Raw genomic sequence first — 25,989 nt, 5'->3', positions numbered from 1 at the left:
ATGAGGTCGCTATGACACGCTTTCTAATCTGCAGTTTCGCCCTGGTTCTTCTTTATCCTGCCGGTATTGATATGTATCTGGTGGGGCTGCCCCGTATTGCTGCCGATTTACAGGCCAGCGAGGCACAACTGCATATCGCGTTTTCGGTTTATCTGGCGGGAATGGCGACGGCGATGCTGTTCGCCGGTAAAATTGCCGACCAGTCAGGTCGCAAACCGGTCGCCATAGTCGGCGCACTCATCTTTATTTTCGCCTCTGCACTATGTTCTTTCGCCGAAAGCGGTACGCCATTCCTCATAGGTCGTTTTATTCAGGGCGTAGGTGCGGGCTGTTGCTACGTGGTGGCTTTCGCTATCCTGCGCGACACACTCGACGATCGCCGTCGGGCGAAGGTACTGTCGTTGTTGAACGGTATTACCTGTATCGTGCCGGTGCTGGCTCCGGTGATGGGGCATCTGATTATGCTCAAATTCCCGTGGCAGAGCCTGTTCTACACGATGATGGGTATGGGCGTTGCCGTTTGCCTGCTGTCGGTATTTGTCCTGCGAGAATCGCGCCCAGCAACGCTTATGGCGACGACGGAAAAGAACCACACAACCGAATCACTGGTAAACCGTTTTTTCTTAAGCCGTCTGGCCATTACCACCCTCAGCGTGTCGGTGATCCTGACCTTCGTGAACACATCTCCGGTGCTGCTGATGGAAGTGATGGGCTTCGACCGTGGTGAGTACGCTACCACGATGGCCATGACCGCAGGCATCAGTATGGCGGTCTCTTTCTCTACGCCATTTGCTCTGAGCGTATTTAAGCCTCGCGTTCTGATGCTGACCTCACAGGTGCTGTTTCTGTGTGCCGGCGTGGTGTTAACCCTTGCCACTTCACACGCAGTAACGCTTTTCGGGCTGACGTTAATCTGCGCTGGATTCTCGGTCGGCTTCGGTGTTGCGATGAGCCAGGCGCTTGGGCCGTTCTCGCTGCGCGCGGGCGTCGCCAGCTCGGCATTAGGTATTGCGCAGGTTTGCGGTTCCTCGCTGTGGATTTGGCTGGCGGCGGTTCTTGGCCTTGATGCGCTGAATATGCTGATCGGGATTCTGATTGGCTGTAGCATAGTGAGTATCATGCTGATTATCACTGTTGCACCTAACCGGTCCGCGCCAACTCATGAAGAAATCCCTCAGCAGTCTCGATCTTAATTTATTGCTCTGCCTGCAGCTGTTGATGCAGGAACGCAGCGTCACTAAAACCGCCAAACGGATGAACGTCACGCCGTCGGCGGTCAGTAAGTCGCTGTCGAAGCTGCGGACCTGGTTTGATGATCCCTTGTTTGTGAACACCCCGCTGGGGCTATCGCCGACGCCGCTGATGGTCAGCATGGAGCAGAGCCTTGCTGAATGGATGCAGATGGGCAATCAGTTGCTCGATAAGCCGCACCATGAGTCTCCACGCGGGCTGAAGTTTGATCTGGCGGCCGAGACGCCGTTGGTGATGATCATGTTCAATGCGCTCTCCCAGCAGATTTATCTGCGCTATCCCCAGGCGACAATCAAAATACGCAACTGGGACTATGACTCGCTGGATGCCATTATTCGCGGTGAAGTGGATATTGGCTTTACCGGGCGCGAAAGCCATCCGCGTTCGCGCGAACTGCTGAGTTTGTTGCCATTGTCGATCGACCATGAAGTGCTGTTTTCCGATCTGCCTTGCGTCTGGCTACGTGAAGATCATCCCGCACTGCAGGAAGAGTGGAATCTGGACACCTTTCTGCGCTATCCGCACATCAGCATTAGCTGGGAGCAAAGCGATACATGGGCGCTGGATGAAGTCCTGCAAGAAATGGGACGCGCACGCAATATCGCGTTATGTCTGCCCGGTTTTGAGCAATCGCTGTTTATGGCCGCGCAGCCGGATCACGCGCTGATAGCCACCGCACCGGTCTATTGCCAGCGTTATAACCAACTCCACCAGCTTCCACTCGTTGCACGGCCGATGCCATTTGATACGGCGCAACTGGAAAAAATGCGCGTACCGTTCACTCTTCTTTGGCATAAACGCAACAGCCACAATCCTAAGATCGTCTGGCTAAAAGACACGATCAAGGCGCTTTATCGCGATATCTCCTGACGATCCTTCATTTTGGTGTTGCTAAATCGACCATTCTGGCAACAGAAATGTAAATATCGCGTAATGTCTCCCATTTTCGCTTAGTTTTTGGGCAGCAAAGCCTGCCCGGAGGCCGTGTAAATGTTACTCTGGTAATAATCACGGACCATTAATCACGGAGCGACAAATGGCGACACATTTTGCCAGAGGGATTCTTACGGAGGGACACCTGGTTTCAGCTCGCCTCCCTTCTCCATGTCATATCGAAGCAAGAGATCTACCCGCTCATCGCCGGACACGTTTCCTGGCTTCCCGAAGTCTTCTCGCTGAACTGATGTTTATGCTTTACGGCACCAGCACGCTGCCCGAAATTGTTACTCAGGCCAAAGGTAAGCCCGTTTTTCGCGATAAGAACCTGCCGGGTTTTTCGATTTCCTATGCCGGGAATATCGTCGGCGTTGTGCTAACAACTGAAGGAACGTGCGGCCTGGATATGGAACTTCAGCGGGCCACCCGCGGGTTTCACAATCCAAATTCAGCGGAAACGTGGCGCTTCTCCAGTAACGAAAACCTGTGGATCAATAACCAAAACGATCCCAACGAAGCACGCGCGCAGCTCATTACATTGCGCCAGAGCGTACTCAAACTCACTGGCGATGTGTGCAATGACGATCCGCGTGAGCTCCAGCTTTTACCCGGCGCAGGGCGTCTGAAATGTGCCCATGTGGCGCAGGTTGAAGCCATTTGCGATGCGGAAGATGTACTGGTGTGGTCAGTTGCGGTTACGCCAACCATTGAAAAACTCAAGGTTTGGGAGTTTGATGGTAAACAGGACTGGAAAAGTTTGCCTGATATCCAGACTCGCGCCAATGAGCCAACGGGTCGTCTGATCCGGTTCTCTCAATTATGTGCAGCGAAGAGCCATACGCTTTGATTTAACCTTCATGATGAAACAGGAGCCACCATGTCTGAAACATTGAATGTTGTTACGTTACTGGGAAGTCTGCGCAAAGGTTCGTTTAATGGAATGGTTGCCCGTACGCTGCCCAAGATTGCTCCAGCGGGAATGGAAGTGAACGCGCTGCCGTCGATTGGTGATATCCCTCTGTACGATGCCGACCTCCAGCAGGAAGAAGGTTTTCCGGCCAGCGTAGAAGCGCTGGCTGAGCAAATCAGAAAGGCTGACGGTGTCGTCATCGTCACACCTGAATATAACTATTCTGTTCCGGGCGGACTGAAGAACGCCATCGACTGGCTGTCCCGCCTGCCCGATCAGCCATTATCGGGTAAGCCGGTGCTGATCCAGACCAGTTCTATGGGCGCTATTGGCGGCGCGCGCTGCCAGTATCATCTGCGTCAGATCCTGGTATTCCTCGACGCCATGGTAATGAACAAGCCGGAATTTATGGGCGGCGTCATTCAGAACAAAGTAGACCCGCAGACAGGTGAAGTGATCGACCAAAGCACGCTGGACCATCTGACCGGTCAATTGACCGCATTTGGCGACTACATTCAGCGCGTGAAAGCATAAAAGAAAAAGCCCGGCGATATGCCGGGCTTGTTTACATATGGGCAAATAAACAGCGATTAGTGCGCGTCGATAAACACAATCTTCAGCACAAACAGCAGCGCGACAATGATGACGCACGGGCTGAGATCGCGGAAACGTCCGGTACCAATCTTCATCACGCAATAAGAAATAAAGCCCAGTGCAATACCTTCGGTAATTGAGAAGCTAAAGGGCATCATCACGGCGGTAATAAACGCCGGAACCGCTTCTGTCAGGTCATCCCACTTCACGCGCGACAGGCTTGATGTCATCAGGACGCCAACGTAAATCAGCGCACCAGCGGCTGCATAACCCGGTACCATCCCCGCCAGCGGCGACAGGAAGATAACCAGCAGGAACAGCAGACCAACGACCACAGCGGTCAGACCGGTACGTCCACCGACCGAAACCCCGGAAGAAGATTCGATATACGCAGTAACGGAAGAAGTCCCGATAAACGCCCCGGTAACCGACGACACGCTATCCACATACAGCGCTTGCTTCATGCGCGGGAACTTGCCCTTCGCATCCGCCAGACCGGCTTTATCCGTAACGCCAATCAGCGTACCGGAGGAGTCGAACAGGTTAACCAGCATGAACGAGAAAATCACACCCGCCAGGCCAATGTTAAACGAACCGGCCAGGTCGACATGTCCGATAACAGACATCACGCTCGGTGGCGCAGAAACGATACCGTTGTAATGGACATCGCCCAGCATCCAGCCCAGTAGCGTGGTTACAATGATAGAAATCAGCACCGCCGCGTGAATGTTACGTGACGCCAGAATCGCGATGATAAAGAAGCCCAGGATACCGAGCAGTACACTGTGGGACGTCAGGTTACCGATAGACACCAGCGTGTCTTTGTTGGCGACGATAACACCGGCGTTTTTCAGCCCCATCATGCCGATGAACAGACCAATACCGCTGGTGATCCCCACACGCAGGCTAACCGGGATATTGGCAATCATCCAGTAACGAACGCGGAAAATCGTCAGCAGCAGCAGACCAACAGCGCCCCAGAAGATAGCGCCCATACCAATCTGCCATGACAGCCCCATCGCGCCAACGACCACGAAAGCGAAGAATGCGTTCAGGCCCATAGCAGGCGCAAGTGCGACCGGCAGGTTGGCAAACAGGCCCATCAGGATGCTACCAAATGCAGCAATAAGGCAGGTGGTAACAAAGACAGCGCTGGTATCCATGCCAGCCACGCCAAGAATTTGCGGGTTAACAAAAACGATATACACCATCGTCAGGAAGGTCGTTAAACCGGCGATCACTTCGGTCCGTGCCGTCGTGCCATGTTCGCGCAGTTTGAACACGCGTTCCAGCATCCCCTGGCCAGAAGCCTGGGTTGTGTGTTGTTGACTCATTATCAATTTCCGAACAAGGAGGGAAAATTCGTCGCTATCCTATACCAAAATGCGACAATAGGGTTGGGTTATGAGCAACTTTTTTCATTGATTTTGCTTATACGGCAACGATTGCGTCGCCCAATAATGCATTACGAAAACGTTAAACTTGTTAAAACGGAAATGACATGTCCCAGATAGAAGCCGTATTTTTTGACTGTGACGGTACCCTTGTCGACAGTGAAGTGATTTGTTCTCGCGCGTATGTCAGCATGTTCCAGGCGTTTGGCATTACGCTCGATCTTGAAGAAATTTTCAAACGCTTCAAGGGGGTAAAGCTGTACGAGATCATCGACATTATCAACGAAGAGCACGGTGTCGAACTGGCAAAAGCCGATTTAGAACCGGTTTACCGCGCTGAGGTCGCACGTCTGTTCGATACGGAACTGGAGGTGATTGCCGGTGCCAATGCGCTACTGGACAGTATGGCCGTACCAATGTGTGTGGTCTCTAACGGTCCAGTCAGCAAAATGCAGCATTCGCTGGGTAAGCTGGGCATGTTGCACCATTTCCCTGATTTACTGTTCAGCGGCTACGATATTCAGCGTTGGAAGCCCGATCCGGCCCTGATGTTCCATGCGGCGAAAGCGATGGACGTTAACGTTGAGAACTGCATTCTGGTTGATGATTCCAGCGCAGGTGCGCAGGCGGGGATTGCCGCCGGGATGGAAGTGTTCTACTTCTGCGCCGATCCACATAACAAACCGATCGATCATCCAAAAGTGACGACGTTTACCGATCTGGCACAGTTGCCGGAATTGTGGAAGGCGCGGGGTTGGAATATCGTCGAATAAACAGTAGGCCCGATAAGTAAAGCGCCATCAGGCGAATGGCGCAGAATGCCGGATGCGGCGTAACACCTTATCCGGCCTACAATAGCGACGCCGGGGGAACCCGGCGAACGCAACAAACTGCTTATTCTTTCGGATCTTTGCCTGCCAGCAGCTTATCCAGCTCATCGCCGCCCACGTGACGGAAGTCTTGTCCCTTCACGAAGTAGAAGATGTATTCGCAGATATTCTGGCAGCGGTCACCGATACGTTCGATGGAACGTGCGCAGAACAGCGCGGTCAGCACGCTTGGAATGGTACGTGGGTCTTCCATCATATAAGTCATCAGCTGACGCACGATGCCTTCATATTCCTGGTCAACTTTCTTATCTTCGCGATAAATACGCACTGCTTCGTCCAGATCCATACGTGCAAACGCATCCAGAACGTCATGCAGCATTTGTACGGTATGGCGGCCCAGTGATTCCAGGCTTACCAGCAGCGGCTGGTGCTGTTGCGAGAACTTCTCCAGCGCGGTACGGCAAATTTTGTCCGCCACGTCGCCAATACGTTCCAGCTCAGCGATGGTTTTGATAATCGCCATCACCAGACGCAGGTCGCTCGCTGTCGGTTGACGCTTGGCGATGATACGCACGCAGGCTTCGTCGATCGCCACTTCCATCATGTTGACGTTCTTATCGCCTTCAATGACGCGCTTCGCCAGCTCGCTGTCCTGGTTGTGCATCGCCGTGATTGCATCAGAAAGCTGCTGCTCGACCATGCCGCCCATGGTCATCACCTGGGTACGGATGCTTTCCAGCTCTGCATTGAACTGGCCGGAAATATGTTTATTAAGGTTAAGGTTATCCACAACAAGCTCCTGAATCAGCCGTAACGACCGGTGATGTAATCTTCAGTTTGTTTCTTCGCGGGCTTGGTGAACAGATCGTCCGTGTTGCTGAACTCAATCAACTCGCCCAGGTACATAAATGCCGTGTGATCGGAACAACGCGCAGCCTGCTGCATGTTGTGGGTAACGATAACAACGGTGTAATCCTCTTTCAGCTCAGTGATCAGCTCTTCGATACGCCCGGTAGAAATAGGGTCGAGCGCTGAACATGGCTCATCGAGCAGAAGCACTTCCGGGCGAATGGCGATACCACGCGCAATACACAGACGCTGCTGCTGACCACCCGAGAGAGAGTACCCGCTCTGGTGTAATTTATCTTTGGTTTCGTTCCACAATGCGGCCTTGGTCAATGCCCACTGCACACGCTCGTCCATATCCGCACGCGAGAGTTTCTCAAACAGACGCACGCCAAAAGCGATGTTGTCGTAGATGGACATCGGGAACGGCGTTGGCTTCTGGAATACCATGCCCACTTTGGCACGCAGCAGAGCGATATCCTGGGTATTGGTGAGAATATTGTCGCCATCCAGCAGGATTTCACCTTCCGCACGCTGCTCCGGGTACAGTTCAAACATTTTGTTGAACGTACGCAGCAGCGTCGATTTACCACAGCCTGACGGCCCGATAAACGCCGTTACCTGGTTTTTAGCAATATCCAGGTTGATGTTCTTCAGGGCATGGAATTTGCCATAGTAGAAGTTCAAATCACGAACCTGAATCTTACCCGGGGCAGTATCAACCATACTCATTTCAATCTCTTCCTCATTCGGCGCCGCATCAGCCACGCCGTAAAAATTAACCGTGTTTCTTCTTCGCGAAAATGACGCGCGCCAGAATGTTCAGCAGCAGTACGCACAGGGTAATAATCAGTACCCCGGCCCAGGCCAGTTGCTGCCACTCAGCAAACGGGCTCATCGCAAACTTAAAGATAGTGACCGGCAGGTTGGCGATAGGCTGCATCATGTCGGTGCTCCAGAACTGGTTGGAGAGCGACGTAAACAGCAACGGAGCCGTTTCACCTGCGATACGAGCAATCGCTAACAGAACGCCTGTAATGATCCCCGAGACAGACGCCTTCAGGGTGATCGCAGAAATCATTTTCCACTTCGGCGTACCCAGTGCATAGGCGGCTTCACGCAGGCTATCCGGCACCAGCTTGAGCATGTTCTCCGTGGTACGGATAACAATGGGCACCTGCAGCAGCGCCAGCGCGATAACGCCTGCCCAGCCAGAGAAGTGTTCCATTTTTGCTACCACGATGGTGTAAACGAACAGACCGACCACGATTGATGGTGCAGACAGCAGAATGTCGTTGATAAAGCGGATAACCTCAGCCAGCCAGGACTTACGTCCGTACTCTGCCAGGTAGATACCCGCCATAATGCCAAGCGGTGTACCAAACACGGTCGCCCACAGAATTAACAGTCCGCTACCGGCCAGGGCGTTCGCCAGACCACCACCCGCTGTATTCGGCGGAGGCGTCATTTCGGTGAACAGCGCCAGCGACATACCGTCAATACCACGGGTGATCGTGGACATCAGGATCCAAATGAGCCAGAACAGACCGAACGCCATGGTCGCCATAGAGAGCGTCAGCGCGATGCGGTTCTTCAGACGGCGACGTGCCTGCATTTTACGGCGGGACTCCGCCAGCGCAGTGGTGTTTTGCATTTCAAGCGTAGCCATTAGCGTGCCCCCTCGTTCTTCGCAAGGCGCATGATCATGAACTTAGACGCCGCCAGTACGATGAAGGTGATCACAAACAGAATCAGACCCAGTTCCATCAACGCAGCAACGTGCAGGCCAGATTCCGCTTCGGCAAATTCATTCGCCAGCGCAGAGGTAATACTGTTGCCCGGCATGTACAGCGAGGCGCTATCGAGCTGGTAGGTGTTACCAATGATAAAGGTCACCGCCATTGTTTCACCCAGCGCGCGGCCCAGACCCAGCATCACACCGCCGATCACACCATTTTTGGTGAACGGCAGGACGATACGCCAGATAACTTCCCAGGTGGTACAGCCGATGCCGTAGGCTGACTCTTTCATAAGCACCGGCGTTTGTTCGAACACATCACGCATAACCGCAGCAATGTACGGAATGATCATGATAGCGAGGATCACACCAGCCGCCAGAATACCGATACCAAACGCCGGGCCGGCAAACAATGCGCCAACAAACGGAATGTTGGAAAGGATGTTCCCGACCGGCTCCTGGAAGTAAGTCGCAAACAGCGGGGCAAAGATAAACAGGCCCCACATGCCGTATACGATACTCGGAATTGCTGCCAGCAGTTCAATAGCGATACCCAACGGGCGACGCAGCCAGCCAGGTGCAAGTTCAGTCAGGAACAGCGCAATGCCGAAACTCACCGGAACGGCAATCAGCAATGCAATAAACGAGGTGACCAGCGTACCGTAAATAGGTACCAGCGCGCCGTAGATATCGTTCGGCGCATCCCAGTCTTTGGTCCACAAAAAGGAGAAACCAAATTTCTGAATGCTTGGCCAGGAGGAGATAACCAGAGAGACAATAATGCCACCCAACATCAATAGCACAATCAGCGCAGCCAGTTTTACCAGCACGCTGAATATCATGTCACCCTTTTTACCCGGTGGGTTAAAAGCAGGCTTGGTTGCAGCCATAAATCACTCTTTAAGTTAAACGCGTTTACGAAATTGCCCTGCCGGATGGCGCTACGCTTATCCGGCCTACAAATTGGGCCTACAGTCGGAACTGTAGGGCGGATAAGCGTAGCGCCATCCGCCAACTCGTTAAAGATATTCTATTAGTACAGCGCTTTACCGCTGCTGTCTTTCACGTTGGTCTTCCATGCAGCACGAATCTGCTCAACCACGCTGTCCGGCAGGCTGGCGTAATCCAGGTCATTAGCCTGTTTGCCACCATTTTTGTATGCCCAGTCGAAGAATTTCAGCACTTCAACGCCCTGCTCAGGCTTCTTCTGCTCTTTATGGACCAAGATGAAGGTGGTGGAAGTGATTGGCCACGCATCGTCACCTTTCTGGTTAGTCAGATCCTGAGCGAAGGTTTTGCTCCAGTCAGCGCCTTTAGCGGCGTTGGCAAAGTTTTCTTCGGTCGGGCTTACCGGTTTGCCATCAGCAGAGACCAGCTTGGTGTACGCCAGGTTGTTCTGCTTAGCGTAAGCGTACTCAACGTAACCGATAGAACCCGGCAGACGCTGTACGAACGCGGCGATACCGTCGTTACCTTTACCGCCCAGACCGGTCGGCCAGTTAACGGTAGAGCCGGAACCAATTTTAGATTTCCACTCTTCGTTCACTTTCGCCAGGTAGCTAGTGAAGACAAAGGAAGTACCAGAACCATCAGCGCGACGCACAACGGCGATATTTTGCGAAGGCAGCTTCAGACCTGGGTTCAGTTTGGTGATGGCTTCGTCATCCCACTTCTTAATTTTACCGAGGTAGATGTCGCCCAGCGTTTTACCGTCAAGCACCAGCTCGCCGGATTTCAGTCCTGGGATATTCACCGCCAGCACCACACCGCCGATAACGGTCGGGAACTGGAACAGGCCTTCTTGTGCCAGTTTCTCGTCAGACAGCGGTGCATCAGAAGCGCCGAAATCAACGGTATTGGCCGTAATTTGTTTTACACCACCGGAGGAGCCGATACCCTGGTAGTTTACTTTGCTACCGGTCTCTTTCTGATAGGTATCTGCCCATTTGGCATACACTGGCGCAGGGAAGGTTGCACCTGCACCTGTCAGGCTCGCTGCTGCAAACGCAGAGAACGCGCTCATGGATAAGGTCGCGGCGACAACAGTTGCGACAGTGGTACGCATAACTTTCATAATGTCTCCTGCACGGTTTTCGTAAATTGTTGTTTGAGTTGCTACTGTGAGCAAAATAGGACAAACAGGTGACAGTTAAATGTACGAAATATGACAGTTTTATGACAATGAAAAATACGGAAAACTATTTATCTAAAAATACATTTAAAACAAAATGTTAACTATTACCATGACAATAATATTTCGCTAAAATTTTCTTTTTATGACACTGCAAACAGTAGCTGAAGATGACGGTTTGTCACATAAAACAGGCGGGATAATTGATTAAAAACAGAACAAGTTTAAAAAAATGCCCCGCTTATAGCAGGGCATTTTCAGTTCAGTTAGGTACGGATTACTCTACGGTAACCGACTTAGCCAGGTTACGCGGCTGATCCACGTCGGTGCCTTTAATCAGCGCCACATGATACGCCAGCAGCTGCAGCGGAACGGTGTAGAAGATCGGTGCAATCACCTCTTCCACATGCGGCATCTCAATGATGTGCATGTTTTCGCTGCTGGTAAAGCCAGCATCCTGGTCAGCAAAGACGTACAGCTGACCGCCACGGGCGCGAACTTCTTCAATGTTGGACTTCAGTTTTTCCAGCAGTTCGTTGTTCGGCGCGACTACGATAACCGGCATATCGGCATCAATCAGCGCCAGCGGACCGTGTTTCAGTTCGCCTGCGGCATAAGCTTCAGCGTGAATATAAGAGATCTCTTTCAGCTTCAGCGCGCCTTCCAGCGCAATCGGGTACTGATCGCCACGGCCCAGGAACAGCGCATGGTGTTTATCAGAGAAACCTTCAGCCAGAGCGGCAATGCGTTTGTCCTGAGACAGCATCTGCTCAATACGGCTCGGCAGCGCCTGCAGACCGTGAACGATTTCCTGCTCAATAGCCACATCCAGGCCTTTCAGACGAGACAGTTTCGCCACCAGCATCAGCAGAACGGTCAGCTGAGTGGTAAATGCTTTCGTGGAGGCCACGCCGATTTCGGTACCAGCATTGGTCATCATCGCCAGGTCGGATTCGCGCACCAGAGAAGAGCCCGGTACGTTACAAATAGCCAACGAGCCCAGATAGCCCAACTCTTTGGATAAGCGCAGACCCGCCAGGGTATCTGCCGTTTCACCTGACTGGGAAAGGGTGATCATCAGGCTGTTACGACGCACGGCGGATTTGCGATAGCGGAATTCGGAAGCAATTTCGACATCACAAGGAATGCCAGCCAGCGATTCAAACCAGTAGCGGGACACCATACCGGAGTTGTACGACGTACCACAGGCGATAATCTGGATATGCTCAACCTGAGACAGCAGCTCGTTGGCATGCGAACCCAGCTCGCTTAAATCCACTTCACCGTGGCTGATACGGCCGGTCAGCGTGTTTTTAATTGCGTTCGGCTGTTCGTAGATCTCTTTCTGCATGTAGTGGCGATAAATACCTTTTTCGCCCGCATCGTATTGCAGATTAGATTCGATATCCTGACGTTTCACTTCCGCGCCAGACTTGTCGAAAATAGAGACCGAACGACGGGTCACTTCCGCGATATCACCCTCTTCCAGGAAGATGAAGCGACGGGTTACCGGCAGCAGTGCCAGCTGATCGGAAGCGATAAAGTTCTCCCCCATACCCAGACCAATCACCAGCGGGCTGCCAGAACGGGCCGCCAGCAGGGTTTCCGGGTTACGGGTATCCATGATCACCGTGCCGTAGGCACCGCGCAGCTGCGGAATAGTACGCAGCACGGCTTCACGCAGCGTACCACCCTGTTCCAGCTCCCAGTGCACCAGGTGAGCAATCACTTCGGTGTCGGTTTCAGAAACAAAGGTGTAGCCACGCGTTTTCAACAGCTCACGCAGTGGTTCATGGTTTTCAATGATGCCGTTATGCACCACAACAATGTGTTCAGAAACATGGGGATGCGCGTTCGCTTCTGAAGGTTCACCGTGTGTCGCCCAGCGGGTGTGAGCAATACCAGTACCACCATGCAGCGGATGTTCTTCCGCAGCAGCAGTCAGCATCTGCACTTTACCCAGACGACGCAGACGGGTCATGTTGCCTTCAGCATCGACAACGGCCAGACCAGCAGAGTCATAACCACGATATTCCAGACGACGTAAACCTTCGAGAAGGATTTCAGCTACATCACGCTGCGCGATAGCGCCAACAATTCCACACATATTTTTTGATTCCGAATTTAGGCATTGTGCCTGTCGTTGTCGGTCAACCTGATACCCGTATTCCGGGCGCCCCGAGCCTTGTAGAGAGTGGGGTTATTTTTATAGGTACTGCTTGTTGAGCGGAGGATTATATTATCCCCTCATCTCTTGTCTGCCTGATGGCGCTCACGGTTATCAGGCCTACAGAACGTCACCGCACGTAGGCCGGATAAGGCAAAGCCGCCATCCGGCAAAAATAAATTACTTCTTCTTCACCGGACGCTGCCAGCCCTGTTTATGAACCTGAGGTACACGGCTTAATACCAGTTCATTATCGGCGACATTACGCGTTACGGTGGTTCCGGCGGCAATCGTCGCACCTTTACCCACGGTGACAGGCGCCACCAGCTGAGTATCAGAACCCACAAACACATCATCACCAATAATGGTTTTAAACTTATTGGCACCATCGTAGTTGCAGGTGATCGTACCCGCGCCGATATTCACGTTATCGCCAATTTCCGCATCGCCCAGATAGGTCAAATGACCAGCTTTAGAGCCTTTACCCAGACGCGCTTTTTTCATTTCGACGAAGTTACCCACGTGTGCGCCTTCCTGCAGCTCAGCACCCGGGCGCAGACGCGCGAATGGACCGATGGTGCAAGCGGCTTCCAGATGGGCATCTTCCACCACACTGTACGGGCTAAGCTCACAACCCTCACCAATCACGCTGTTTTTGATGATGCAGCCAGCGCCAATCTTGACGCGATCCCCAACGGTTACGTTACCTTCAATGATAACGTTAGTATCAATTTCAACATCGCGCCCGTGAATCAGCGTACCGCGAAGATCAAAACGTGCAGGATCGCGCAGCATCACGCCCGCCAGCAGCAGTTTTTCTGCCTGCTCGGACTGATACACACGTTCCAGACGGGATAACTGAAGGCGGTTATTTACCCCTTCCGTTTCACTGATTCGTGCCGGATGTACCGCAGCAATTTCACGTCCTTCCTGATACGCCATCGCGATGATATCGGTGATGTAGTATTCACCCTGCACGTTGTTGTTGGTCAGTTTAGACAGCCAACGCTTCATGTCAGCGCCGTTGGCAATCAGAATGCCTGTGTTGATTTCCTGGATTTGACGCTGCTCGTCAGTTGCATCTTTGTGCTCGACGATCCCTGTGACGTTACCGTTTTCGCGCGTAATACGCCCATAGCCGGAAGGGTCGTCCAGTTTTACCGTTAACAAACCGATACCACCCTGCGGTTTGGCTTCACGCAGGCGACGTAAGGTATCGGTAGAGATCAGCGGCACATCGCCATAGAGCATTAAAATGTCTTCGTCATCACTAAAGAATGGCGCCGCCTGCTGCATTGCATGGCCGGTACCCAACTGCTCAGCCTGCAGAACCCAATTCAGATTGCCATCTTTCAGCGTTTGCTTAAGCAGATCGCCACCGTGTCCGTAGACAAGATGTACATGAGTCGCACCTAATTCATTAGCTGCATCAATGACATGCTGAACCATCGGCTTTCCTGCGAGGGTGTGCAGCACTTTAGGAAGATCGGAATACATACGCGTGCCTTTGCCTGCGGCAAGGATCACAACGCTCATAGCATTATTCAACATACACGTCCTGACTGTAATTTGAGAACGAATTTATACCGTTTCACATTGAAAATACTACATTTTTTTCAGCGTGAAATGGACCGAGGATAAAACGTTCAACAGGGGGGATTCCCCATCTGATAACTCACTATTTTCGTCTATATCTGCGTCTTTTGTCTCCCAAAAACCAGGAGTCTGCTCTTATTAAAGCCTTAGGTTAATGTTTTTGCTATTTTTTTACCGCATGAATAAAGCATTACATCAGCATAGAACGATTTTATTTATGTGATTCAGTGAGAAGCAGAAAAATGGATAAGACAAGAATTGGGGGGAGAGGAGGAGTGTACATACAAGAGGGTAAGGAGCTAAATAAATGGCGCTTGCTCTCAACGATGTGAAGCATCGCGCCACATAACAACAGGTATGGCTAAACGTCCATGTTGCTGAAAAGGGCGATGATTTTGTTAAACAATTTCATGTTGGTATCCTGTTTTTATCTGAATTAATTTTGTGACGCACATCACATAAAAAGAGTCTACGCCTCATTTTTTAACCGATCAACATTATTTGTGATGTAAATCACAAAATAATAAAACAGCTTTTTAGTTCCACTTTTACTGAAACAAATCCATAAAAAAAGCCAGCCTGGAAACCAGACTGGCCTTTGTGCTTTTCAAGCCGGTGTTACATCGCTTTTTTGGTCAACTCGATAACGCGCAGTTTCGCGATCGCTTTGGCCAGTTCCGCAGATGCCTGAGCGTAATCCACGTCACCATGAGAGCTCTTAATGTGCTCTTCAGCCTTACGCTTCGCTTCCAGGGCTCTCGCTTCATCGAGATCCTGTCCGCGAATCGCGGTATCAGCCAGTACGGTCACACTGCCAGGCTGCACTTCGAGAATGCCGCCGGACAGATAGATAAACTCTTCATGACCGAACTGTTTAACGATGCGGATCATACCAGGCTTAATGGCGGTGAGCAGCGGTGCGTGACCCGGGAAAATACCCAGTTCACCTTCACTACCCGTTACCTGGATTTTCTCGACCAGACCAGAGAACATTTGTTGCTCTGCGCTGACGACGTCCAGGTGGTAAGTCATTGCCATATCACCCTCCGATTAAGGCGTTAAAGTTTTTTGGCTTTTTCCACGGCTTCGTCGATAGAACCAACCATGTAGAACGCCTGCTCTGGCAGGTGGTCGTATTCGCCTTCCATGATGCCTTTAAAGCCACGGATGGTGTCTTTCAGGGAAACGTATTTACCCGGAGAACCGGTGAATACTTCCGCAACGAAGAACGGCTGGGACAGGAAGCGCTGGATCTTACGCGCACGTGCTACCACCAGTTTATCTTCTTCAGACAGTTCATCCATACCCAGGATGGCGATGATGTCTTTCAGTTCCTGATAACGCTGCAGCAGGGACTGTACGCCACGCGCGGTGTCGTAGTGTTCCTGACCAACAACCAGCGGATCCAACTGACGGCTGGTGGAGTCCAGCGGGTCAACTGCCGGGTAGATACCCAGAGAAGCGATCTGACGGCTCAGTACCACGGTTGCATCCAAGTGAGCAAAGGTGGTTGCTGGGGACGGGTCAGTCAAGTCATCCGCAGGTACGTATACCGCCTGAACGGAGGTGATAGAACCGGTTTTGGTAGAGGTGATACGTTCCTGAAGAACACCCATCTCTTCCGCCAGGGTCGGCTGGTAGCCTACCGCTGATGGCATACGACCCAGCAGTGCAGATACTTCTGTACCGGCCAGGGTGTAACGGTAGATGTTATCAACGAACAGCAGAACGTCACGACCTTCGTCACGGAACTTCTCAGCCATGGTCAGACCGGTCAGTGCAACGCGCAGACGGTTGCCCGGCGGCTCGTTCATCTGGCCATATACCAGGGATACTTTGTCCAGTACGTTGGAGTCGGTCATTTCGTGGTAGAAGTCGTTACCCTCACGAGTACGTTCACCTACGCCCGCAAACACGGAGTAACCGGAGTGTTCGATCGCGATGTTACGGATCAGCTCCATCATGTTTACGGTTTTACCTACACCCGCACCACCGAACAGACCGACTTTACCGCCCTTAGCGAACGGACACATCAGGTCGATAACTTTGATGCCGGTTTCCAGCAGTTCCTGAGAGCTGGACAGCTCTTCGTAGGAAGGTGCTGCGCGGTGGATAGCCCAACGCTCTTCTTCACCGATATCGCCTTTCATGTCGATCGGGTGACCCAGGACGTTCATGATACGACCCAGGGTTGCTTTACCTACCGGGACTTCGATCGGGTGTTCGAGGTCTTTAACTTCCAGACCACGACGCAGACCGTCGGAAGAACCCATGGCGATGGTACGTACGATACCGCCGCCGAGCTGCTGCTGAACTTCCAGCACCAGGCTCTCTTTACCATTCATAACCTCAAGAGCATCGTACACGCGCGGTACGGCATCCTGAGGGAATTCGACGTCAACCACGGCGCCGATTACCTGGACAATTTTTCCAGTAGCCATCTTGAATCCTCTACGAATTAACCTGGTTATACCGCGGATGCACCACCGACGATTTCGGTGAGTTCCTGAGTAATGCTGGCCTGACGAGCTTTGTTGTATACCAACTGCAGCTCTTTAATCAGGCTGCCGCCATTGTCGGTCGCGGCTTTCATCGCCACCATACGTGCGGCCTGCTCGCTGGCCAGGTTTTCTACCACGCCCTGATAAACCTGAGACTCGACATAACGACGCAGCAGGGTATCCAGCAGCGCTTTCGGGTCTGGTTCATACAGGTAATCCCAGGATTTACGCTTCAATTCATCATCATCTGATGCCGGCAGAGGCAGCAGTTGGGTGATGGTTGGCGTCTGAGACATGGTGTTAATAAATTTGTTGCTGACAACGTACAGTCTGTCCAGACGACCTTCATCGTAGGCTTGCAGCATCACTTTAACCGGACCGATCAGTTCGGACAGGGAAGGGTTATCCCCCATACCGGTTACCTGAGCGATCACGTTACCACCAACGGAGTTAAAGAAAGACACGCCCTTAGAGCCGATCATTGCGATATCGCACTGAACGCCTTTATCGGACCATGTTTTCATATCCGCCAGCAGCTTTTTGAACAGGTTAATGTTCAAGCCACCGCACAGACCACGGTCGGTCGACACCACCAGGTAGCCCACGCGTTTAACGTCGCGTTCTTCCAGGTAAGGGTGCTTATATTCCAGATTACCATTCGCAAGGTGACCAATCACTTTGCGCATGGTCTCTGCATAAGGACGGCTGGCCGCCATGCGATCCTGCGATTTACGCATTTTGGAAGCGGCGACCATCTCCATCGCTTTAGTGATCTTCTGCGTGTTCTGGACGCTTGCGATCTTACTACGTATCTCTTTTGCGCCGGCCATGAGCTTCTCCTCAATGCCTTGCGGTCCGCCCTAAAGCAGACCGCCAGACGTTACCAGGACTGGGTTGCCTTGAAGGAATCGAGGATAGCTTTCAGCTTGCCTTCGATTTCATCGTTATAGCCACCGGACTGGTTGATCTCTTGCATCAGCGGAGCGTGGTCACGGTCAACGTAAGCCAGCAGAGCGGCTTCGAAGCTACCGATTTTCGCCAGTTCCACATCTTCGAGGTAACCGCGTTCAGCCGCAAACAGCACCACACCCTGCTGTGCAACAGACATTGGCGCATACTGTTTCTGCTTCAGCAGTTCAGTTACTTTCTGACCATGGCTCAGCTGCTTACGAGTAGCTTCATCCAGGTCGGAAGCGAACTGAGAAAACGCAGCCAGTTCACGATACTGTGCCAGAGCGGTACGAATACCACCGGACAGTTTCTTGATGATCTTGGTCTGCGCTGCACCACCAACACGAGATACGGAGATACCCGGGTTAACTGCCGGACGAATACCGGAGTTAAACAGGTTGGTTTCCAGGAAGATCTGACCATCGGTAATGGAAATTACGTTGGTCGGAACGAACGCAGAAACGTCACCCGCCTGGGTTTCGATAATCGGCAGAGCGGTCAGGGAGCCGGTTTTACCTTTAACTTCACCATTGGTGAACTTCTCAACGTATTCCGCGTTTACGCGGGATGCGCGTTCCAGCAGACGGGAGTGGAGGTAAAATACGTCGCCCGGGAATGCTTCACGTCCTGGCGGACGACGCAGCAGCAGGGAAACCTGACGGTACGCAACGGCCTGTTTAGACAGGTCATCGTAAACGATCAGTGCATCTTCACCGCGGTCACGGAAGTATTCGCCCATTGCGCAACCGGCATATGGTGCCAGGTATTGCAGTGCAGCAGATTCAGACGCGGTCGCCACAACAACGATGGTGTTGGACAGTGCGCCGTGTTCTTCCAGTTTACGAACCACGTTGGAAATGGTGGACGCTTTCTGGCCGATAGCCACGTACACACATTTGATGCCGGAATCACGCTGGTTGATGATGGCATCGATTGCCATCGCAGTTTTACCTGTCTGACGGTCACCGATGATCAGCTCACGCTGGCCACGACCGATTGGGATCATGGCATCAACAGATTTATAACCGGTCTGTACTGGCTGGTCGACGGACTGACGTTCGATTACGCCTGGTGCGATAACTTCGATTGGCGAGAAGCCATCGTTATCAACCGGACCTTTACCGTCAATCGGGGAACCCAGAGTGTTCACCACACGACCCAGCAGGCCACGGCCAACCGGAACTTCCAGAATACGACCCGTACACTTAACCTTCATGCCTTCGGCGAGGTCGGCGTATGGACCCATCACAACTGCACCTACGGAGTCGCGCTCCAGGTTCAGTGCGATAGCGTAACGGTTACCCGGCAGGGAAATCATCTCACCCTGCATACAATCGGCCAGGCCGTGAATGCGGATAACACCGTCACTTACAGAAACAATAGTACCTTCGTTATGAGCTTCGCTCACAACACTGAACTGAGCAATGCGCTGCTTGATCAGTTCGCTGATTTCGGTGGAATTCAGTTGCATGCTCCAGTCCCCTTAAGACTGCAAGACGTCTGCAAGGCGCTCAAGACGGCCGCGTACGCTGCCATCAATGACCATATCACCCGCTCGGATGATTACGCCTGCCATTACAGACTTATCGATTTTGCAATTCAGCTTAACTTTGCGTGACAGACGTTTTTCCATCGCAGCACTAATCTTCGTAAGCTGTTCATCACTCAGTGCATTGGCAGAAGTGACTTCTACCTCAGAGATAGCCTCACTGGCTGCACGCAGGTGAATAAACTGCTCAAGAACATCCGGGAGCGCATTCAGACGGTTATTTTCAGCCATAACCCTAATCAGGTTTTGGCCGCTTTCGTCCAGCTGCTCACCGCACACGGCGATAAACGACTCAGCGAGCGTTTCCGGCGCCAGCGCGCCAGAGAGAAGCTCTGCCATTTGTTCGTTTTTTGTCACCTCAGCGGCGAACGTCAACATATCCTGCCAACGGTCAATGCTTTGGTGCTCAACGGCAAAGTCAAAAGCTGCTTTGGCGTAGGGGCGAGCTACCGTAATAAATTCAGACATCAGCCCCTCCCTCCTTACAGTTCAGCGACAAGTTTGTCCACGATGTCGCTATTAGCAGCTTCATCCACGGAACGTTCGATGATCTTCTCGGCGCCAGCAACAGCCAGGATAGCAACTTGCTTACGCAGCTCTTCGCGAGCACGTTTACGCTCGGCGTCAATTTCCGCCTGCGCCTGTGCCACGATTTTAGTACGTTCCTGCTCTGCTTCAGTTTTAGCTTCGTCCAGGATCTGAGCACGGCGTTTGTTCGCCTGCTCGATGATTACCTGAGCTTCCGCCTTCGCTTTTTTCAGCTGGTCGGTCGCGCTGGCCTTTGCAAGGTCAAGATCCTTATGTGCTCGTTCTGCAGAAGCAAGGCCGTCAGCAATTTCTTTTTGACGTTTTTCGATGGCAGCCATTAAAGGCGGCCATACGTACTTCATGCAGAACAGAACGAACAGGACAAACGCGATGGCCTGGCCGAGGATTGTTGCGTTAAGATTCACAGCACAATGCCTCTATCTAGTTAACGTTCTGATATTGCTCTTAATTCAAGCAACGCTTACTACGCGACAGCAAACATCACGTACAGACCCAGACCTACAGCGATCATTGGGATTGCATCCACCAGACCCATAACGATAAAGAACTGAGTACGCAGCAGAGGAATCAGATCCGGTTGACGCGCTGCGCCTTCCAGGAATTTACCCCCGAGGATGCCGATACCGATCGCAGCACCGATTGCCGCCAGACCCATCATCACAGCGGCAGCAATGTACAGCAGATCCATATTCAGGTTTTCCATGACAGTCTCCAGTTTGTTTCAGTTAAAACGTAGTAGTGTTGGTAAATTAATGCTCTTCAGATGCCATCGACAGATAGACAATCGTCAGAACCATAAATATGAAGGCTTGCAGCGTGATAATCAGTATGTGGAAAATGGCCCAAGGCACATTCAGGATCCACTGTGACCACCACGGCAACAGACCAGCAATCAGAATGAAAATCAGCTCACCGGCATACATGTTGCCGAACAGTCGCAGACCAAGAGAGATTGGTTTGGACAGCAGGCTTACCCCTTCAAGGATTAAGTTGACAGGGATGAACGCCCAGTGATTGAACGGCTGCAGCGTCAACTCTTTCGCGAAGCCACCGATGCCTTTCATTTTGATGCTGTAGAACAGAATGAGGATAAATACGCCCAGCGCCATCGACAGAGTGATGTTCACGTCAGCAGACGGAACCACACGCAGAGCCGGTAGGCCAAAGATATGCTCACCGATGTACGGCAGCAGGTCGATAGGCAGCAAATCCATCAAGTTCATCAGGAATACCCAGACGAAAATCGTCAGGGCCAGCGGAGCAATCAGCTTGCTTTTGCCATGGTACATGTCTTTCACGCTACCATGCACAAAGCCGATTACCAGCTCAATCGCGGTCTGAAATTTACCTGGTACGCCGCTGGTCGCCTTTTTGGCTACGCTACGGAACATAAGCAGGAACAACAGACCCAGAACCACCGAGAAGAAAATGGAGTCAATATTGAGCGTCCAGAAGGTGGCTGGGGGGTTGTGCGGATCCACCAGCGAGAATGTACGTAGGTCCAACTGAAGGTTATTCAGATGGTGTCCTATGTAATCCTGCGGCGTCATATTTTCTGAAGCCATGATGCCTTTACCCTTTGTTGTTAATTACAGCCGGCGCCAGTATCTGAACCACCAGCACCAAAACCCACGTAACGATCAGCGGCATGAATACCGCTTTCAAAACAGCCAACGCCACCACCAACAACACCAGCATCGCTAATACCTTGAAGGCTTCGCCGAAAGCGAACGACCAGGCTACTCGGCCCTTCGCTGGTGTATGTACCTGGTGACGCCAGGCAAATATCATAAACAACACATTAGGCAGTAACACTGCCAATCCTCCACACAACGCGGAGATGCCCCAGAAAGGGTCTTTGAGGCTAAACAGCAATCCACTTGCTATTACAACCAGAAGCTGTGTGAGCAAAAGCTTACGAGCAACGTTTCGACTCAAGAGCGACATAGACATCACGTTTTTACTCCTGCTCCCTTCGAGGTATGCCGCGTGTCGTATAAAACGTTCTTTATGGCTTAGAGTCAAGCATCAAAAAGCGGACAAATTATACGGTGCGCCTTCGTGATTTCAAACAATAAGTAGCTAAAAAGTGAATAAATGTTTAAATATTTTTCGCTGCCCCACATTTATTACTTTTAGGCAAACTGTGAACGATCATGCAAAACTGCAAATACCGCGAAAACACTGGCGTCAAAGCGTGCACCAGATCACATATTGAACATATTCACCTTCGCATAATTTATTTACGTGGCAATTGATGCCTTTTCATCTTTTTGATATTTAAGCGTAAAAATAGCCACTATTTCAAAAACAACGCCTAACAACAAAAAAACCGCTCATTGACATTTATAATAAAAAATTAACACGAACGGTGATTCTTACGTTCTATTTTTAGCAGACTGATATTTTCACAGCTGACTTGTTTCGCTTTTAACAAAAAACGGTACGTTATAGTTATGATGCAAAACCGTAAGGCACTAGTGAAATGTAACGACATTTAACCACACTATTACCTATGACTTTTAACACCTGAAAAGCCGTTTTTTCTCTATTTTTTTTGATAAAAATTAAATTTTGTTTGGCTTAATAACCACCAAATGACGTTCACCATCCAACTGCGGAACGCGTAATTTTTCGACGGACTCAACGCTGAATTCTGCTGGCAGCGAATCAATTTCATCTGCAGGCAACTGCCCTTTTAGCGCATAAAAACGCCCATTCTGGCCCGGCAAATGGTGACACCAGCTAACCATATCATTGAGTGAAGCGAAAGCACGGCTAATCACCCCATCAAACGGCGGTTCTGAAGGAAATTCTTCAACACGGCTTTGCACTGGAGTGATGTTAGTAAGCGCAAGCTCATGCTGCACCTGACGCAAGAAACGAACACGTTTTCCCAGACTATCGAGCAGTGTGAAATGCGCTTCTGGGCGCACGATAGAAAGCGGAATTCCCGGCAGGCCCGGTCCCGTACCTACATCGATAAAACGCTCACCCTTCAGATACGGTGCAACGACAATGCTGTCCAGAATATGGCGTACCAGCATTTCGTTGGGATCCCGCACCGACGTCAGGTTGTACGCTTTGTTCCATTTGTGCAGCATATCGACATACGCAATCAGCTGATTTTTCTGGTGATCGGTAAGAGAAATACCGGCATCAGCCAGCAGACGAGAGAGTTTGTTGAGCACGGTCGTTACCTGTTAATAATCAAATGCCCGATGCGCTTTCGCTTATCGGGCCTACAAATTCGTACGGCGGGCAAGCGAAGCGCCCCCGCCAAAATAGTGTTATCAAGCGCTGCGGCGCAGCATACCTTGTTTTTTCAGCCATACCAGCAGAATGGAGATGGCGGCAGGCGTTATGCCGGAAATACGCGATGCCTGACCGATCGAGACGGGTTTGTGATCGTTCAGCTTAGCGATAACTTCATTCGACAAGCCAGAAACCTGGCGATAATCCAGCGTTGCAGGCAACAGGGTGTTTTCATTGCGCTGTTGTCTTTCAATTTCTTCCAGCTGACGGGCAATATACCCTTCGTATTTCACCTGAATCTCAACCTGTTCTGCGGCCTGAGCATCATCAAGCGCGGGTGCGAACGCAGATAAAGAGGTCAACTGAGCATAGGTCATATCCGGGCGACGCAGCAGATCTTCACCGCTCGCTTCACGTGACAGAGGTGTAGCCAGGTGAGCATTCACTTCTGCTGCGGATTCCGCTAACGGATTCACCCAGGTTGATTTAAGACGTTGGCGTTCCTGTTCGATACGCTCCAGTTTCTCGTTGAAGCGAGCCCAGCGCTCATCGTCCACCAGACCCAGTTCACGACCAATTTCGGTCAGACGCAGGTCGGCGTTATCTTCACGCAGCATCAAACGGTATTCAGCGCGAGATGTGAACATACGGTACGGTTCTTTGGTACCCAGCGTACACAGGTCGTCCACCAGCACGCCAAGATAAGCCTGATCGCGACGCGGTGCCCACCCCTCTTTTTCAGCAGACAAACGCGCGGCGTTCAGACCAGCCAGCATGCCTTGTGCGGCGGCTTCTTCATAACCAGTTGTACCGTTAATCTGGCCCGCAAAGAACAGACCCTGGATGAATTTGCTTTCCAGAGTAGGTTTTAGATCACGCGGATCGAAGAAATCATACTCAATCGCGTAGCCAGGGCGGACGATTCTGGCATTTTCCATCCCCTGCATGGAGCGGACAATTTGCATCTGCACATCGAACGGCAGGCTGGTGGAGATGCCATTCGGGTAAATTTCGTTAGAGGTCAGCCCTTCCGGTTCGAGGAAGATCTGATGCTGGTTACGATCGGCAAAGCGCATCACTTTATCTTCGATCGACGGGCAGTAGCGTGGGCCGATACCTTCGATCACGCCAGCGTACATTGGGCTACGATCGAGGTTATTGCGGATCACGTCATGGGTTTTCTCATTGGTATGCGTGATGTAACACGGCATCTGGCGCGGATGTTGAGAAGCATCGCCCTGGAATGAGAAGACCGGCATCGGGTTATCGCTGTTTTGCTGGCCGAGCACGCTGAAATCAATCGTGCGCGCATCGATACGCGGCGGTGTACCGGTTTTCAGGCGGCTGACGCGCAGCGGCAGTTCACGCAGACGGCGTGACAGCGGGATGGACGGCGGATCGCCAGCGCGGCCACCGCTGTAGTTATCCAGACCAATATGAATTTTGCCGTCGAGGAAAGTCCCCACGGTTAATACGACCGCTTTGGCACGGAACTTCAGTCCCATTTGGGTTACTGCACCCACAACGCGATCGTTTTCGACAATCAGATCTTCAACCGCCTGCTGGAAGATCATCAGGTTGGGTTGATTCTCCAGCGCAGTGCGTACCGCCTGGCGATAGAGCACACGATCGGCCTGAGCTCGGGTAGCGCGAACGGCTGGCCCTTTGCTTGCGTTTAGTATCCTAAACTGGATACCCGCGTGGTCGATCGCTTTTGCCATCAACCCACCAAGCGCATCCACTTCTTTTACCAGGTGTCCCTTCCCAATACCGCCGATCGCCGGGTTGCAGCTCATCTGCCCCAGAGTGTCGATATTGTGTGTCAAAAGCAGAGTCTGTTGACCCATTCGCGCCGCGGCCATTGCGGCCTCGGTGCCTGCATGACCCCCGCCAATGATGATGACGTCAAAAGGATCCTGATAAAACATGGTAATTGCCTCGCATAACGCGGTGTGAAAATGGATTGAAGCCCGGGCCGTGGATTCTACTCAACTTTAGTCGATGGAGAAAGACCTGGGATCCTGGGTATTAAAAAGAAGATCTTTTTATTTAGAGATCTGTTTTATTGTGATCTCTTATTAGGATCGCACCTTTCTGTGGATAAGGACGATCCTTTAAGTAAGATCAACAGGTTGCTGAGGATCATTAGCTGTGAATGATCGGTGATCCTGGTCCGTATAAGCTGGGATCAGAATGAAGGGTTATACACAACTCAAAAACTGAACAACGGTTGTTCTTGGGATAACTACCGGTTGATCCAAGCTTTTAACCAGAGTTATCCACATAAAAAAGTACGATCTTTACAAATCTCTGAGCAACGGATGCCACGATCCCAGCCAAATTTCAGCCGGATCTTCCGGAATTTCATGTTCCAGTACGTTGATCCTGAGTGTTTCGCCGATCTGTTTTGCCCCACAGGCCTTCAATTCGGCTTCCAGCTTGTCGATTGCGCCGCAAAAGGTGTCATATTCACGACTGCCTATCCCGATTGCACCAAAGCGCACTTGTGACAGGTCCGGCTTTTGCTCGCGTAACGCATCATATAAAGGCTGTAGGTTGTCAGGAATATCTCCCGCACCGTGCGTGGAGCTGATAATCAGCCAGATCCCGTCAGTCGGAACCTCTTCAAGCATTGGCCCATGCAGTATTTCGCTGGAAAAACCGGCGTCGTCCAGCTTTTCAGCCAGATGCTCTGCTACATATTCCGCACTGCCAAGCGTACTACCGCTGATAAGAGTGATGTCTGCCATGATCGCCCACCTTTATAAAGAGGGCGTATTGTACGCTGTGA

General features: G+C 51.7%; 25 protein-coding genes. 5 read left to right on the top strand and 20 right to left on the bottom strand.

The window, feature by feature from the left end; all coding sequences use genetic code 11:
- The first annotated feature begins 11 nt into the window (after positions 1-11).
- From OGX94_RS17140 to OGX94_RS17125, 4 genes are all read left to right on the top strand, one after another.
- A complete protein-coding gene (locus tag OGX94_RS17140; RefSeq protein ID WP_003827053.1) occupies positions 12-1,193 on the top strand; it encodes an MFS transporter in 1,182 nt (393 codons plus the stop codon).
- Positions 1,162-2,121 (top strand): HTH-type transcriptional regulator YidZ, encoded by a 960-nt coding sequence (yidZ, locus tag OGX94_RS17135; protein WP_126956572.1) that lies wholly within the window; start codon positions 1,162-1,164, stop codon positions 2,119-2,121. The genes OGX94_RS17140 and yidZ overlap by 32 nt, the downstream gene beginning before the upstream one ends.
- A 166-nt stretch (positions 2,122-2,287) precedes the next feature.
- Positions 2,288-3,034, top strand: coding sequence for a 4'-phosphopantetheinyl transferase family protein (locus tag OGX94_RS17130; protein WP_003827048.1), 747 nt, complete (start codon positions 2,288-2,290; stop codon positions 3,032-3,034).
- A gap of 30 nt (positions 3,035-3,064) precedes the next feature.
- Positions 3,065-3,631, top strand: coding sequence for an NADPH-dependent FMN reductase (locus tag OGX94_RS17125; protein ID WP_003827046.1), 567 nt, complete (start codon positions 3,065-3,067; stop codon positions 3,629-3,631).
- Between the two features lie 56 nt (positions 3,632-3,687).
- Here the strand turns inward: OGX94_RS17125 and adeP are convergent, their stop codons facing one another.
- Entirely contained in the window at positions 3,688-5,025 is a 1,338-nt protein-coding gene (adeP, locus tag OGX94_RS17120) for an adenine permease AdeP (RefSeq protein WP_003827042.1), read from the bottom strand.
- A 167-nt stretch (positions 5,026-5,192) separates the two neighbouring features.
- On the opposite strand from adeP, the gene yieH reads away from it, so the two are divergent.
- Positions 5,193-5,858: a 6-phosphogluconate phosphatase gene (yieH, locus tag OGX94_RS17115; protein ID WP_003827040.1), complete on the top strand. Its 666-nt coding sequence runs from the start codon at positions 5,193-5,195 to the stop codon at positions 5,856-5,858.
- Positions 5,859-5,979: 121 nt separating this feature from the next.
- Here the strand turns inward: yieH and phoU are convergent, their stop codons facing one another.
- The 19 genes from phoU to mioC all read right to left on the bottom strand — a co-directional run bounded on the left by phoU (position 5,980) and on the right by mioC (position 25,948).
- Complete coding sequence (gene phoU / locus OGX94_RS17110) at positions 5,980-6,705, bottom strand: phosphate signaling complex protein PhoU (protein WP_003023824.1); 726 nt, start codon at positions 6,703-6,705, stop codon at positions 5,980-5,982.
- Positions 6,706-6,719: 14 nt separating this feature from the next.
- Positions 6,720-7,493: a phosphate ABC transporter ATP-binding protein PstB gene (gene pstB / locus OGX94_RS17105; RefSeq protein WP_003023821.1), complete on the bottom strand. Its 774-nt coding sequence runs from the start codon at positions 7,491-7,493 to the stop codon at positions 6,720-6,722.
- Positions 7,494-7,539: 46 nt separating this feature from the next.
- Entirely contained in the window at positions 7,540-8,430 is an 891-nt protein-coding gene (pstA, locus tag OGX94_RS17100; protein WP_003827037.1) for a phosphate ABC transporter permease PstA, read from the bottom strand.
- Positions 8,430-9,389: a phosphate ABC transporter permease PstC gene (gene pstC / locus OGX94_RS17095; RefSeq protein ID WP_003827035.1), complete on the bottom strand. Its 960-nt coding sequence runs from the start codon at positions 9,387-9,389 to the stop codon at positions 8,430-8,432. Before pstC ends, pstA begins: the two co-directional genes overlap by 1 nt.
- Before the next feature lie 143 nt (positions 9,390-9,532).
- Positions 9,533-10,573, bottom strand: coding sequence for a phosphate ABC transporter substrate-binding protein PstS (pstS, locus tag OGX94_RS17090; protein WP_003827033.1), 1,041 nt, complete (start codon positions 10,571-10,573; stop codon positions 9,533-9,535).
- A gap of 334 nt (positions 10,574-10,907) precedes the next feature.
- Positions 10,908-12,737, bottom strand: a complete 1,830-nt coding sequence (gene glmS / locus OGX94_RS17085) for a glutamine--fructose-6-phosphate transaminase (isomerizing) (protein WP_003827031.1) — start codon at positions 12,735-12,737, stop codon at positions 10,908-10,910.
- Between the two features lie 240 nt (positions 12,738-12,977).
- A complete protein-coding gene (gene glmU, locus OGX94_RS17080) occupies positions 12,978-14,348 on the bottom strand; it encodes a bifunctional UDP-N-acetylglucosamine diphosphorylase/glucosamine-1-phosphate N-acetyltransferase GlmU (protein ID WP_003827028.1) in 1,371 nt (456 codons plus the stop codon).
- A 663-nt stretch (positions 14,349-15,011) separates the two neighbouring features.
- Positions 15,012-15,431, bottom strand: coding sequence for a F0F1 ATP synthase subunit epsilon (locus OGX94_RS17075; protein WP_003023809.1), 420 nt, complete (start codon positions 15,429-15,431; stop codon positions 15,012-15,014).
- Between the two features lie 20 nt (positions 15,432-15,451).
- Positions 15,452-16,834: a F0F1 ATP synthase subunit beta gene (atpD, locus tag OGX94_RS17070; RefSeq protein ID WP_003023806.1), complete on the bottom strand. Its 1,383-nt coding sequence runs from the start codon at positions 16,832-16,834 to the stop codon at positions 15,452-15,454.
- A 26-nt stretch (positions 16,835-16,860) separates the two neighbouring features.
- On the bottom strand, positions 16,861-17,724 hold the full coding sequence (atpG, locus tag OGX94_RS17065) for a F0F1 ATP synthase subunit gamma (RefSeq protein ID WP_003023804.1): 864 nt from the start codon (positions 17,722-17,724) through the stop codon (positions 16,861-16,863).
- Between the two features lie 50 nt (positions 17,725-17,774).
- Positions 17,775-19,316, bottom strand: coding sequence for a F0F1 ATP synthase subunit alpha (gene atpA, locus OGX94_RS17060; RefSeq protein WP_003827026.1), 1,542 nt, complete (start codon positions 19,314-19,316; stop codon positions 17,775-17,777).
- Positions 19,317-19,328: 12 nt separating this feature from the next.
- Entirely contained in the window at positions 19,329-19,862 is a 534-nt protein-coding gene (gene atpH / locus OGX94_RS17055) for a F0F1 ATP synthase subunit delta (RefSeq protein WP_003827024.1), read from the bottom strand.
- A 14-nt stretch (positions 19,863-19,876) separates the two neighbouring features.
- Positions 19,877-20,347: a F0F1 ATP synthase subunit B gene (atpF, locus tag OGX94_RS17050; RefSeq protein WP_003827022.1), complete on the bottom strand. Its 471-nt coding sequence runs from the start codon at positions 20,345-20,347 to the stop codon at positions 19,877-19,879.
- Between the two features lie 59 nt (positions 20,348-20,406).
- A complete protein-coding gene (atpE, locus tag OGX94_RS17045; protein ID WP_003023794.1) occupies positions 20,407-20,646 on the bottom strand; it encodes a F0F1 ATP synthase subunit C in 240 nt (79 codons plus the stop codon).
- A 46-nt stretch (positions 20,647-20,692) separates the two neighbouring features.
- Positions 20,693-21,508, bottom strand: coding sequence for a F0F1 ATP synthase subunit A (gene atpB, locus OGX94_RS17040; protein WP_003023792.1), 816 nt, complete (start codon positions 21,506-21,508; stop codon positions 20,693-20,695).
- Between the two features lie 7 nt (positions 21,509-21,515).
- Positions 21,516-21,896 carry a F0F1 ATP synthase subunit I gene (atpI, locus tag OGX94_RS17035; RefSeq protein WP_003827019.1) on the bottom strand — a complete coding sequence of 127 codons (381 nt, stop codon included), beginning with the start codon at positions 21,894-21,896 and terminating at the stop codon, positions 21,516-21,518.
- A gap of 614 nt (positions 21,897-22,510) precedes the next feature.
- Positions 22,511-23,134 carry a 16S rRNA (guanine(527)-N(7))-methyltransferase RsmG gene (gene rsmG / locus OGX94_RS17030; RefSeq protein ID WP_003827017.1) on the bottom strand — a complete coding sequence of 208 codons (624 nt, stop codon included), beginning with the start codon at positions 23,132-23,134 and terminating at the stop codon, positions 22,511-22,513.
- A 102-nt stretch (positions 23,135-23,236) separates the two neighbouring features.
- On the bottom strand, positions 23,237-25,126 hold the full coding sequence (gene mnmG / locus OGX94_RS17025) for a tRNA uridine-5-carboxymethylaminomethyl(34) synthesis enzyme MnmG (protein WP_257662158.1): 1,890 nt from the start codon (positions 25,124-25,126) through the stop codon (positions 23,237-23,239).
- A 372-nt stretch (positions 25,127-25,498) separates the two neighbouring features.
- Complete coding sequence (gene mioC / locus OGX94_RS17020; protein WP_003827013.1) at positions 25,499-25,948, bottom strand: FMN-binding protein MioC; 450 nt, start codon at positions 25,946-25,948, stop codon at positions 25,499-25,501.
- Between the last annotated feature and the right edge of the window lie 41 nt (positions 25,949-25,989).

The sequence above is a fragment of the Citrobacter sp. Cpo037 genome, assembly GCF_030332945.1.
Lineage (GTDB): Bacteria > Pseudomonadota > Gammaproteobacteria > Enterobacterales > Enterobacteriaceae > Citrobacter > Citrobacter portucalensis.
This window is presented reverse-complemented; position numbering and strand designations above follow the sequence as displayed.

Bases quoted from the DNA above. Each gene is read 5' to 3' on its own strand.
- yieH (WP_003827040.1), top strand. From the start codon at position 5,193: ATGTCCCAGATAGAAGCCGTATTTTTTGACTGTGACGGTACCCTTGTC.
- atpH (WP_003827024.1), bottom strand. From the start codon at position 19,862: ATGTCTGAATTTATTACGGTAGCTCGCCCCTACGCCAAAGCAGCTTTT.
- OGX94_RS17140 (WP_003827053.1), top strand. From the start codon at position 12: ATGACACGCTTTCTAATCTGCAGTTTCGCCCTGGTTCTTCTTTATCCT.
- yidZ (WP_126956572.1), top strand. From the start codon at position 1,162: ATGAAGAAATCCCTCAGCAGTCTCGATCTTAATTTATTGCTCTGCCTG.
- OGX94_RS17075 (WP_003023809.1), bottom strand. From the start codon at position 15,431: ATGGCAATGACTTACCACCTGGACGTCGTCAGCGCAGAGCAACAAATG.
- atpI (WP_003827019.1), bottom strand. From the start codon at position 21,896: ATGTCTATGTCGCTCTTGAGTCGAAACGTTGCTCGTAAGCTTTTGCTC.
- adeP (WP_003827042.1), bottom strand. From the start codon at position 5,025: ATGAGTCAACAACACACAACCCAGGCTTCTGGCCAGGGGATGCTGGAA.
- pstA (WP_003827037.1), bottom strand. From the start codon at position 8,430: ATGGCTACGCTTGAAATGCAAAACACCACTGCGCTGGCGGAGTCCCGC.
- atpD (WP_003023806.1), bottom strand. From the start codon at position 16,834: ATGGCTACTGGAAAAATTGTCCAGGTAATCGGCGCCGTGGTTGACGTC.
- atpA (WP_003827026.1), bottom strand. From the start codon at position 19,316: ATGCAACTGAATTCCACCGAAATCAGCGAACTGATCAAGCAGCGCATT.
- atpE (WP_003023794.1), bottom strand. From the start codon at position 20,646: ATGGAAAACCTGAATATGGATCTGCTGTACATTGCTGCCGCTGTGATG.
- OGX94_RS17125 (WP_003827046.1), top strand. From the start codon at position 3,065: ATGTCTGAAACATTGAATGTTGTTACGTTACTGGGAAGTCTGCGCAAA.
- OGX94_RS17130 (WP_003827048.1), top strand. From the start codon at position 2,288: ATGGCGACACATTTTGCCAGAGGGATTCTTACGGAGGGACACCTGGTT.
- glmU (WP_003827028.1), bottom strand. From the start codon at position 14,348: ATGTTGAATAATGCTATGAGCGTTGTGATCCTTGCCGCAGGCAAAGGC.
- mioC (WP_003827013.1), bottom strand. From the start codon at position 25,948: ATGGCAGACATCACTCTTATCAGCGGTAGTACGCTTGGCAGTGCGGAA.
- pstS (WP_003827033.1), bottom strand. From the start codon at position 10,573: ATGAAAGTTATGCGTACCACTGTCGCAACTGTTGTCGCCGCGACCTTA.
- atpG (WP_003023804.1), bottom strand. From the start codon at position 17,724: ATGGCCGGCGCAAAAGAGATACGTAGTAAGATCGCAAGCGTCCAGAAC.
- glmS (WP_003827031.1), bottom strand. From the start codon at position 12,737: ATGTGTGGAATTGTTGGCGCTATCGCGCAGCGTGATGTAGCTGAAATC.
- pstC (WP_003827035.1), bottom strand. From the start codon at position 9,389: ATGGCTGCAACCAAGCCTGCTTTTAACCCACCGGGTAAAAAGGGTGAC.
- pstB (WP_003023821.1), bottom strand. From the start codon at position 7,493: ATGAGTATGGTTGATACTGCCCCGGGTAAGATTCAGGTTCGTGATTTG.
- mnmG (WP_257662158.1), bottom strand. From the start codon at position 25,126: ATGTTTTATCAGGATCCTTTTGACGTCATCATCATTGGCGGGGGTCAT.
- atpB (WP_003023792.1), bottom strand. From the start codon at position 21,508: ATGGCTTCAGAAAATATGACGCCGCAGGATTACATAGGACACCATCTG.